This is a genomic window from Streptomyces sp. NPDC087787 (assembly GCF_044743035.1).
GTDB lineage: Bacteria > Actinomycetota > Actinomycetes > Streptomycetales > Streptomycetaceae > Streptomyces.
In genome coordinates, this window is record NZ_JBIUVQ010000059.1 from 1 (window position 1) to 3,352 (window position 3,352).

1 protein-coding gene is annotated in these 3,352 nt (G+C 71.7%); it reads left to right on the plus strand.

The genetic code is table 11. The features are described 5' to 3' along the window. Window positions 1-119: 119 nt before the first annotated feature. Window positions 120-3,352 (plus strand): SDR family NAD(P)-dependent oxidoreductase (locus ACIOWN_RS34430; RefSeq protein ID WP_362358054.1); only part of this gene is annotated, 3,233 nt, incomplete at its 3' end.

Genomic DNA, 3,352 nt, shown 5'->3' on the forward strand with positions numbered 1-3,352 from the left:
TCTGGGTCACCGGCATCAACGTCCGGTGGCCACTGCACGACACCCGACGAGCCGACCTACCAACCTACCCCTTCCAACACGAGCGGTACTGGCTGGCGCCCACCGCGCACACCGGCGACGTGACCGAAGCCGGACTTGAACCCGCGGAGCACCCGCTGCTCGGCGCGGTCGTCCCGGTCGCCGGCGGGGACGGTGCGCTGTTCGCAGGCAAGCTGTCCACGAAACGGCAGCCATGGCTTGCCGACCACCGTGCGGGCGGCGTGGTGATCCTGCCCGGCACCGCGATGGTGGACGTGCTCGCGCACGCGGGTGTGCGGCTGCGGACCCCAGTTGTCGAAGAACTGACGATATCGGCGCCGGTCGTCGTCCCCGACTCCGGTGCGACGGACCTGCAGATCAGCGTCGGCGAGCTGATCGACGGCAGGCGTGCGGTCCGAGTGCACACCCGGTCGGGAGCCGACCAGGAGTGGCTCGAGCACGCCACCGGGACGCTTACCGAGACGCGCGGCGACGAGCCGACGGTGGACCTGACGTCATGGCCGCCGCCCGGTGCGCGCCCCGTGGACCTGGAGGGGTTCTACGACAAGCCGGCCATGACCTACGGTCCGGCATTCCACGCGGTGCGCGCGGTATGGCTGGCCGACAACCGCGTGTACGCCGAGGTCGCCTTGCCCGAGTCGGCGGTCGACGAGGACAGCGACGCCTATGGCGTGCACCCTGTCGTCCTGGACGCGGCGCTGCACCCGTTGGGCGTCTCCGGCTTCTTCGCCGATCCGGACCAGCCGAGACTCGCGTTCTCCTGGTCGGGGGTCCGGGTGCACGCCACCGGCGCTCACTCGCTGCGCGTGGCCGTGGCACCGGCCGGTCCGGATGCCGTCACGGTCATCGCCGCCGACGACTCGGGGGCTCCGGTGCTCGACATCGAGAGCCTCGTGGTGCGCCCGGTCGACCTGGCCCGGCTCGGGGCTGCATCACACGAGCGCTCGCTGTTCGAGGTCGACTGGGTGCCTGCGGCGGCTGGTTCCCCAGTCGGCGACTGGGCGCTCCACGAGGACCTCGGCGAGGACACGCCGCCAGTCGTCGTGCTGCGGGCGGACAGTGGTGATCCGGCGCTGCCGGTTCCGGAGCGGGCCCGTGCGGTCGGCCTGCGCGTGCTGGAAGTGCTGCAGGAGTGGCTGGCGGACCCGCGCAGGGCCACGGCCCGGCTCGTCGTTGCGACCAGGCCGGGTGATCTGGTGCAGCAGACGGTGTGCGGGCTGGTCCGCACGGCACAGACGGAGAACCCCGGCCGGTTCGTCCTGCTCGAGGTCGATGACTTCGACGCGGTGGCCACGGGGCTGGGCGTCGCGGACGAGCCGCATCTCATGATCCGCGACGGCCGGCTGTTCGCGGCCCGGCTGAGGCGGGCAGTCGTGCCGCGGCCCCCGGAGGAGTCGCCCCTGCGTGGCGGCACGGTTCTCGTGACGGGAGCGACCGGTGGCCTCGGCCGGCGCGTCACCGAGCATCTCCTGCGCGTCCATCGAGTGTCGGAACTCGTGCTGGTCTCGCGTTCCGGTGCCGACGAGGCCTGGCTGGCGGAGCTGTCCGCGACAGGGGCGGTGGTGCGTGCGGTCGCCGCCGACGCGGCCGACTGCACCGCGATGGCGGAAGTAGTCGGGTCCGTCGCCGATCGGTTGTCCGCCGTGGTCCACGTGGCGGGCATCCATGATGACGGCGTCATCCAGGCGTTGACGGCACGGCAGTGGGACGCCGTGCTGCGCGCGAAGGTGGATGCTGTGTGGCACCTGCACGAGCTGACCGAGCACCTGGACCTTGCGGCGTTCGTCGTCTACTCGTCCGCGTCCTCCACGTTCGGTGGCGCGGGGCAGGGCAACTACGCGGCAGGCAACGCGTTCCTGGACGGCTTCGCCCGGTATCGCCACGAACGGGGCCTGCCCACGGTGTCACTGGCCTGGGGTCTGTGGGCTGAGGAAACGGGCATGGGCGGCAGGTTGAGCGACACGGACCTGGCCCGCATGGCGCGGGCGGGCACGCTGCCGCTGTCGACGGAACAGGGACTCGCGCTGTTCGATGCGGCCCTGGCGTCGGACCGGCCGGCACTGGTGCCGATCCGGCTCGACCTCGCCGCGGTACGCTCCGGCCCCGACGTGCCCGCGCTCCTGCGGTTCCTGGTGCCGCCACCCGCGCGGCGTGCTGTCAACCAGGGCCCTCGATCGGCCGCCACCCTCGTGGACCGGCTGACCGGGATGCCGGTTCGGAATCAGGACGCGGAGCTGCTGGGGTTGGTTCTCACCAGCGCAGCCGCGGTGCTCGGCCACTCCGGAGCGGACGCCGTCGACGCGCGGCGGGCGTTCAAGGAACTCGGCTTCGACTCGCTCACCGCCGTGGAGTTGCGCAACCGACTCACCGAGGCGACCGGCATCCGGCTGCCCGCGACGCTGATCTTCGACTACCCCACCCCCAAGGCGCTCAGCACGCACCTGAGGACCCGACTGCTCGGCGAGAGCGCGCCGGTTCGGCCCGAGGCAGAACCGGCGCGCACCGAGGACGATCCGATCGCGATCGTCGCGATGGCGTGCCGGTTCCCCGGAGGGGTGGCCACGCCGGAGGACCTGTGGCAGCTCGTCGTGTCCGGCGGTGACGCGGTCGGTGAGCTGCCGATGGACCGGGGCTGGGACCTCGACGACGTCTTCGACGAAGACCCGGACGCGGCAGGCAAGACCTACGTCCGGGGCGGTGGTTTCCTGGACGACGTGGCGGGGTTCGACGCGGCGTTCTTCGGGATCTCGCCGCGGGAGGCGCTGGCGATGGACCCGCAGCAGCGGCTGCTGCTGGAAACGGCGTGGGAGGCGTTCGAGCGGGCCGGCATCGACCCGAGTGCGGTCGGCGGCACACGGACCGGCGTGTTCGTCGGTACGCACGGCCAGGACTACGGCGTGCAGGTTTCCGGTGAGCAGGCAGACGAGGGTTACCTGGTGATCGGCCGGGCGGGCAGCGTCCTCTCCGGCCGACTGTCGTATGTCTACGGTCTGGAGGGCCCTGCGGTCACGGTCGACACGGCCTGTTCGTCATCGCTGGTGGCGCTGCACCTCGCGGCCCAGTCACTGCGAGGCGGCGAATGCGACCTGGCCCTGGCCGGCGGAGTCTCGATCATGTCGACGCTCGACGGCGTGATCGGGTTCAGCCGTCAGCGCGGGCTCGCCTCCGACGGCCGCTGCAAGCCGTTCGCCGAGGCGGCCGACGGGTTCGGCATGGCCGAGGGAGCAGCACTCCTGCTGGTGGAACGACTCTCCGACGCACAACGCCACGGCCACGAAGTACTCGCCGTGATACGCGGCTCCGCAATCAACCA